The organism is Calditrichota bacterium (assembly GCA_013152715.1).
Taxonomy (GTDB): Bacteria; Zhuqueibacterota; Zhuqueibacteria; order Thermofontimicrobiales; family Thermofontimicrobiaceae; genus 4484-87.
In genome coordinates this window covers 19,809-27,311 of the sequence record JAADFU010000068.1, presented here as the reverse complement: position 1 = coordinate 27,311, position 7,503 = coordinate 19,809, and the positions used below count along the sequence as shown (strand labels likewise).

7 protein-coding genes are annotated in these 7,503 nt (G+C 46.9%); all 7 read left to right on the top strand.

Translation table 11 applies throughout. The features are described 5' to 3' along the window. Nucleotides 1-347 precede the first annotated feature (347 nt). The 7 genes from GXO74_05495 to trpS all read left to right on the top strand — a co-directional run bounded on the left by GXO74_05495 (nt 348) and on the right by trpS (nt 7,502). Entirely contained in the window at nt 348-1,145 is a 798-nt protein-coding gene (locus GXO74_05495) for a TIGR00266 family protein (protein ID NOZ61115.1), read from the top strand. Nucleotides 1,146-1,186: 41 nt separating this feature from the next. Beyond that, nucleotides 1,187-2,044, top strand: coding sequence for an SDR family oxidoreductase (locus GXO74_05490; GenBank protein ID NOZ61114.1), 858 nt, complete (start codon nt 1,187-1,189; stop codon nt 2,042-2,044). A 319-nt stretch (nt 2,045-2,363) separates the two neighbouring features. Next, the gene (locus GXO74_05485) at nt 2,364-4,445 is read left to right on the top strand and encodes a glycosyltransferase (protein NOZ61113.1); all 2,082 of its coding nucleotides are present in this window, start codon (nt 2,364-2,366) and stop codon (nt 4,443-4,445) included. Between the two features lie 89 nt (nt 4,446-4,534). Continuing rightward, nucleotides 4,535-5,491, top strand: a complete 957-nt coding sequence (locus GXO74_05480) for an acetyl-CoA carboxylase carboxyltransferase subunit alpha (protein NOZ61112.1) — start codon at nt 4,535-4,537, stop codon at nt 5,489-5,491. A 69-nt stretch (nt 5,492-5,560) separates the two neighbouring features. Continuing rightward, complete coding sequence (locus GXO74_05475; GenBank protein ID NOZ61111.1) at nt 5,561-5,725, top strand: Trm112 family protein; 165 nt, start codon at nt 5,561-5,563, stop codon at nt 5,723-5,725. A 164-nt stretch (nt 5,726-5,889) separates the two neighbouring features. Beyond that, the gene (locus GXO74_05470) at nt 5,890-6,399 is read left to right on the top strand and encodes an HNH endonuclease (GenBank protein ID NOZ61110.1); all 510 of its coding nucleotides are present in this window, start codon (nt 5,890-5,892) and stop codon (nt 6,397-6,399) included. A 125-nt stretch (nt 6,400-6,524) separates the two neighbouring features. After that, nucleotides 6,525-7,502, top strand: coding sequence for a tryptophan--tRNA ligase (gene trpS, locus GXO74_05465; GenBank protein ID NOZ61109.1), 978 nt, complete (start codon nt 6,525-6,527; stop codon nt 7,500-7,502). Nucleotide 7,503: the final 1 nt, after the last annotated feature.

Below are 7,503 nucleotides of genomic sequence, written 5' to 3'. Positions count from 1 at the left end.
CGCCCGTTCAATTTCGCACATGCGAAAACAGTTTCCCGCATTCTGGCATTGATAATTGAACAAACAACGTTTTGATCGCCGAATTGCGTCGTCAGATATTTTGTAACCCATTTTTCCTCGACAGAATTAGTGTGGAAAATGCGCAAAAATTTCAGAAATTTGTAATGAAATAATAACAATCATAAGAAAAAATAAACACAATGTCAAGGAAAAAATGAAATATGGCGCAAAAATAGTCAAGAACGGCGAAAACGGAAATTGTTGATTTGTTACCGTTAAACCCCAATAAAATGTGGATATTATTGTCAAGGTTAAAAGAAAAAAATTTTTAGCGAAAGGAAATTGCAATGAAATCTCACGAAATTGATTACCAAATAATCGGCGACGACATGCAGGTCGTGGAGATCGAGCTGGATCCGGGGGAGACTGTCATCGCGGAAGCCGGCGCCATGAATTACATGGAAGACGGCATCAGTTACGACGTCCGCATGGGTGACGGTTCGAAACCGAACTCAGGATTACTGGGAAAAATTTTGGACGCCGGCAAGCGCGTGCTCTCTGGCGAATCCATTTTTATGACGCATTTTACCAATAACGGTCAGGGAAAGCGCCACGCTGCCTTTGCTGCGCCGTATCCGGGGAAAATCGTGCCGGTGGAATTGTCTCAGGTGAATGGCGAACTGATTTGCCAGAAAGACGCTTTTCTCTGCGCTGCTCTCGGAACCGAAGTGAGCATTGCATTCACGAAGCGTCTCGGCACGGGATTTTTTGGCGGCGAAGGTTTTATTTTGCAGCGGCTCCGCGGCGACGGCAGAGTTTTTGTACACGTTGGCGGTACGGTGGTGAAAAAGGAACTGCACGGAGAAACGTTGCGTGTGGACACCGGCTGTCTCGCGGCGTTCACCGCCGGGATTGATTATGACATCGAAATTGTCCGAAACTTGAAGTCGGCATTTTTCGGCGGCGAGGGATTTTTTCTGGCGACACTGCGCGGCGCCGGCACGGTTTATCTGCAAAGTCTGCCTTTCTCCCGCATGGCTGATCGCATTCTGGCGCACGCTCCAAGGGCAGGAGGCTCTCGAAAAGGTGAAGGCTCCATTTTAGGCTCGCTGGGCGATTTGATTGACGGAGATAATCGGATCTGATTTTTTTTGCCAGATGAAAATTTTTTAAAAAAGGAAAAAGGATGGTTAACAAAAAAGTCGTTCTCATCACTGGTTGTTCTTCGGGAATCGGCCGAGCGCTGGCGGGAGAATTTTATCATCAGGGCTATCGGGTTTTCGCTTCGGCGCGAAGGCCGGAGTCCATTGCTGATTTGAAAGAAAAGATGAACACGCTCAAATTGGACGTCACCGATGCCGACCAGATAAAACAAGCGCTGGCCCGAATTGAAAAAGATGCGGGACGACTGGATATTCTGATTAACAACGCTGGCTTTGCCGCCATTGGCGCTGTCGCGGAAATGCCCATCGAAGATTTGCGGCAACAGTTTGAGACCAATGTTTTTTCGGTGATTCAACTCACTCAGACGGCTGTGCCGTTGCTCTTGAAATCAAAAAATGCCATTGTCGTGAACATTGGCAGCGTGTCCGGGATTTTGACGACGCCTTTCGCCGGATCGTATTGTGCGTCAAAAGCGGCGTTGCACGCACTGACCGATGCGCTGCGCATGGAATTGGCGCCGTTTGGCATCCGTTTTGTCACGGTGCAGCCGGGCGCGATTCAGTCCAATTTTGGCAATCGGTCGGAACAGGATTTGCGGAATCGTTTCCGGAAAGATTCGCTTTACGCGCCCATTAGCGGGGCGATTGTGCGGCGCGCGCAGGCTTCACAGGAAAAACCCACGCCAGCAGCGGTGTTCGCCAGAAAATTGGTGGGAAAATTGAGCAAAAAAAATCCGCCGCTGATCGTTCGTATCGGCAAAGGTGGCCAGTTTTTACCGCTTCTCAAACGCGCCCTTCCGGAGCGGCTGCTGGATCGAATTTTGACGAAAAAATTTGAATTGAACAAGCTCGAAGGCAGGGATGAATCGAATGGAAATTAATACATTGGCTGTGGACAATTTGCGCTTTGATTTTTAGGCAAAATAATTTTTTTTGATTTTCTTTTGGTACTAATCAGTGGAAATTTTGGCAAAGATTTTATTGCTTTCGCGCGTTGGCGGTTAATTGAATTTAATGGGGTTGCGGACTTCCGGGTTTTCCCGCCGATCAATTTCATTTACAATAGTTTTACGGTTTCGTTGATTTTCATCTTGACAATAAGGCAAAAAATTTGTAAGTTGTCATTATTTTGAAAAGTTCACCATGGCAACATCGATGAAATCGAGCTCATACATTTTATTTTTGATTTGATGACGGCGAATGGATTTATCGATAATCATTGTTAATTATAATGTTAAGGAATTTTTGCAACAGGCGGTGACGTCCATTCGGCAGGCAGGCCGTTCGCTGGATTGTGAAGTGATCGTCGTTGACAACGCTTCGGCAGATGGCAGCGTGGAGTTAGTTCGGGAAAAATTTCCGGATGTGAAACTTATCGCCAATGCGGAAAATCGCGGTTTCGCCGTCGCCAATAATCAGGCGATGAAAATCGCTCGCGGCGACTTTATTTTATTGCTCAATCCGGACACCATCGTCCAGGAAAATACGTTCTCTGTCATAGTTGATTATTTTCGTCAGCATCCTGATTGCGGCATGGTTGGCTGCAAAATTTTAAATCCGGACGGCAGTTTGCAATTGGCGTGCCGCCGCAGTTTTCCCACGCCGTGGGTCGCGCTCACTAAAATTGTGGGTTTGAGCCGTCTGTTTCCGCGCAGCAAATTGTTTGGCAAGTACAATCTGACTTATCTAGATCCGAACGAAAATTACGAGGTGGAAGCTATTTCCGGATCGTTCATGTTTTTCCGTCGGGAGGTTATGGAGCAGATCGGATATCTGGATGAGTCTTTTTTCATGTACGGCGAGGATTTGGATTGGTGCTTTCGCGTTCGCGAGGCGGGTTGGAAAATTTACTATTTGCCGGACACGCAGATCATCCATTTCAAGGGCGAAAGTTCTAAAAAGAGCGATACTGATCTGATTCTCCAGTTTTATCGGGCGATGAAACTGTTCGTGGAAAAACATTATCAGAACCGCTATTTTCACGTGCCGCAGTGGCTGCTTATGGCAGGCATTTCGGCGCGCGCGCTGTTGACTTTTGTCAGCCGACTGATCAACTATCTTTTGCCCGGAATCATCGACTGGCTGTTGCTCAATCTGTCCCTGGCGCTGGCAATTTTTGTGGGCATCTATTTGCGGTTTCAGTTTTTCCCGCTTCAGGCGTACTTGCCGGTGATGATGGTTTATTCGCTGATCTGGATTTTTTGCCTGATTTTATCGGACGCCTATTATCACAGCAAATTTTCTTCGTTGCGCGCGGCGCAAGGTGTGTTGCTGGGGTTGATTTTTAACGCATCGCTCACGTTCTTTTTCAATCAATACGCATTTTCGCGCGCCGTGGTGCTCAGCGCCTCTGTTTTCAGCGTCGTCACTCTTGCCGGCTGGCGGTTCGCGGTGAAATTGTTAGCGCGTTTCAAAAAGTTGCCTTTTCTCGGCTCGCTGGGAAACGCGCTGTTGGGCAGAAAAGCGATCATTGTCGCCGTGCCGGAAGACGGAACAGCCATCGCGGAAAAATTGCGGCAAAGCGTGGATGCCGGCTATGACATTTTGGGACTGGTGACTCCGACGCAGCAAGCGCCGGGCGATTCTTCGCGCCAATTGACGATGCTCGGTGCGCTGGAGAATCTGGACTCGATCATTTCCAGAACGGGCGCGCGGGAAATTATCTTTGCCACGGAAGGCGTTTCGTTCGATAAAATTTTGCACATCATTTCCCGGACATCGCGCAAGGACGTGACGTTTAAATTAGTCCCTCGCAGCATGGACGTCATTATTGGCAAGGCATCCATCGAGTACATCGGAGACCTGCCGCTGGTCGATATTCAATATCGTTTGAGTCAGCCGCGGAATCGGATCGCGAAGCGAATTTTTGACATTTTCGTTGCTGTGGCACTGTTGATCGTTTTTTTGCCGGTGTTTTTTTATTTAATAGTTTTCAAAGGCGCGCGTTGTGAGAAAAAAATAATTGTCGGTCCGCTGGAGAAGAATATTCCGGTTTGTTTCTTTAAAGGAAAAAAGTTGACAGAGCGACAGAAAAAATTGCCTCTTTTGGGAGCGGTTTTGCTGGGACGGATCAGTCTCGTCGGCGCTCCGTTTGTCTTTTTAAATGAAAATAAAAATTTTCAAGCTGCGGATTTGAAACCTGGCGTCACGGGGCTGGCGCAAATTAGCAGAAACACTTCAGGAACCGCGGAAGATATTGAGCGTTACAATCAGTTTTACATGAAAAACTACTCCATTCAGTCGGATGTAGAGATTTTGATAAAAGCGCTTTTTAGAATTTGACAAAAGCGTGACGGTCAAACATGGCAAATGCCTGATGACGAGAAAGCAACAACCAATAACCAGTCAAAAAAAATATCCCTAGGCAGAGCATGGAAAAATATACACTCGAATTTGAACGACCCATTCTGGAACTTGAGAAAAAAATTCAAGAGATGAAGGATTATTCGCTGAACGCTGATGTGGATCTCAGCGATGAAATTCTTAAATTAGAAGAAAAAGCCAGGCGGTTGAGCAAAGATATTTACTCCAAACTGACGCGTTGGCAGCGCGTTCAGTTGGCGCGTCATCCGCAAAGGCCTTATACGCTGGATTACATCAGTCGGATGACGGATTATTTTCTCGAGCTCCACGGCGACCGCGCTTTCGGAGAGGATGCGGCGATTGTGTCAGGTTTAGCAGAAATCGACGGCCAGAGAATGGCGATCATCGGTCACCAAAAAGGTCGAACCACCAAGGAAAAATTGTACCGTAATTTCGGCATGCCGCATCCCGAAGGCTATCGAAAAGCGTTGCGAGTGATGAAAATGGCGGCGAAATTCAACAGTCCGGTAGTGTGTTTGATTGACACACCGGGGGCGTATCCGGGCATTGGCGCCGAGGAACGTGGTCAGGCGGAAGCCATCGCCCGAAATTTATTTGAGATGTCGCATTTGCCGGTGCCAATTTTGATCGTCGTTATTGGGGAAGGCGCCAGCGGCGGCGCTCTCGGCGTTGGCGTCGGCGACCGGCTGCTGATGATGGAAAATACCTGGTATTCAGTGATTTCTCCCGAGGGCTGCGCCGCGATCTTGTGGCGCGACAATAGCAAAGCAGATCAGGCTGCAGAAGCCATGCGCGTGACTGCCAGCGATTTGAAAGAATTGCAAGTTCTCGACAGAATTATTCCCGAGCCGTTGGGCGGCGCTCATCGCAATTATGACGAGGCGGCGGAAATTTTAAAAAAAACCATTTTAGAAGAGTTAAATAATTTGCAAGAATTACCAGCGTCACAGTTGGTGGAGCAAAGAATTGAAAAATTTGGTAAAATGGGTTTTTGGAACGAGTGATTTCGTCTGGAAAATATTGCTAATTTTTGAAATACAAAAAATTATGTTGAAAAAATAGAGGAGCGCCTCATGTTGAGCAAAGAATTACAAGAAGTTTTAGCTTGTCCAAAATGCAAAGGCGAATTAGAATACAATCAAAAAGAAGAAAAACTTATCTGCCACAAATGTCGGTTGAAGTTCGCAATTAAAGATGATATTCCTATCATGTTGATTGATGAGGCGGAAAAGTTTTAGTCTTATTTCGGCGCGCAAAATTCATCCTCTTCTCTTCGCATTGGCGGACGGTTATCGCTGGCAACCGCAGACCTAATTCTTCAATTAAAAAAAGCTTGATTATTTTTTAAAATTATTGTACATTTAAGTTTATTTTTGGGAACTCACAGAAAAGAGTCCGGGCGATGAGTCTGCTAAATGGAAATGTACTGGTCTTGAACCAAAGCTTCGAGCCAATGAGCGTGACCAGCGTTCGCAAGGCAATTATTTTGGTCTATCTCGGAAAGGCGGAAATGGTGGAAAAGAATTGCGAGTTCGTCCATTCTGTCAACGAAGAATTTCCGTTGCCGAGCATTGTTCGTATCAAGCGCTATATTCATGTTCCGAGAAAGCGCATTATTCTGACGCGGAAAAATATCATGCGACGGGACAATCATCGGTGTCAGTATTGCGGCAGAAAAGATGTGGGACTGACAATCGATCATGTAATTCCCAAAGTCCGCGGCGGACCCGATACCTGGGAAAATTTGGTGTGCGCTTGCGTGCATTGCAATAACAAAAAAGGAAATCGTACGCCGGAAGAGGCGGGCATGACTTTGCTGCATGAGCCGAAAAGGCCGAATCACATCTTTTTTATCAGATACACGGCCGGAAGAATTGACAAACGTTGGAAGCCTTATTTGTTTATGAATTGAAATGAGGCCGCTCGTCAAAGGGAAAATAATTGAAAAAATTTCGGAAGATTAGACAAACCCCGGACAAAATTTTAATTTTTGACATTTCGAATCGAGAACCAGAAAAAGAAAACGGGTAACTGCACATGAAAAAACGGATTTTGAGCGGCATGAGGCCTACGGGAAAATTGCATCTGGGAAATTACGTGGGAGCGCTGGAGAACTGGGTCAAATTGCAGGGCGAGTATGAAAATTTTCATCTGGTCGCCGATTGGCACATTTTGACGACAAATCTGGATACTTCTCACATCGAAGAGAATACGATTGACATGGTCATCGACTGGCTCAGCGCTGGGATTGATCCGAAAGAAAGTCCCATTTTTGTACAGTCGAAAATCAAGCAACACGCGGAATTGTTCCTCATATTTTCTATGTTAGTGACGGTTCCCCGGCTGGAACGAAACCCGACGGTGAAAGAGCAAGCGCGAGATCTCGGGCTGGAAAGCAATATGGTGTTTGGCCATTTGGGGTATCCGGTATTGCAGGCGGCGGATATTTTGCTCTATCAGGCGCATCTTGTGCCGGTGGGCGAAGATCAGATGCCGCACATTGAGTTGACGCGAGAGATTGCGCGCAAATTCAACAACAGTTACGACAAAGTGTTTGTCATTCCCAACGGAAAACTGACGGATTTCGCCAGATTGCCCGGGCTTGACGGCAGGAAAATGAGCAAGTCGTTGGGTAATACGATTTTGTTGTCAGATCCGCCAGAGGAAATCTCCAGAAAAGTCATGCGTGCGATCACAGACCCTCTGAAAATCCGTCTTGGCGATCCAGGCCGTCCCGAGATTTGCAATGTTTTCACTTATCATCGCAAATTTAATCCGGGTGAGACCGCTGAAATCGAAAAAGATTGCAAGAGCGGAAAATTGGGCTGTGTCGCCTGCAAGAAGAATCTGGCTGCGAAACTCGCCGACTACCTGGCGCCATTTCAGGAAAAAAGGCGTTATTTCGAGCAGCATGAAGATGAAGTGCGCGACATCATCAAAGATGGCACGGCGCGCGCGAGAAACGTGGCGGCTGAAACCATGGACAAGGTTCACCAAGCGATGAAAATTGGATAAT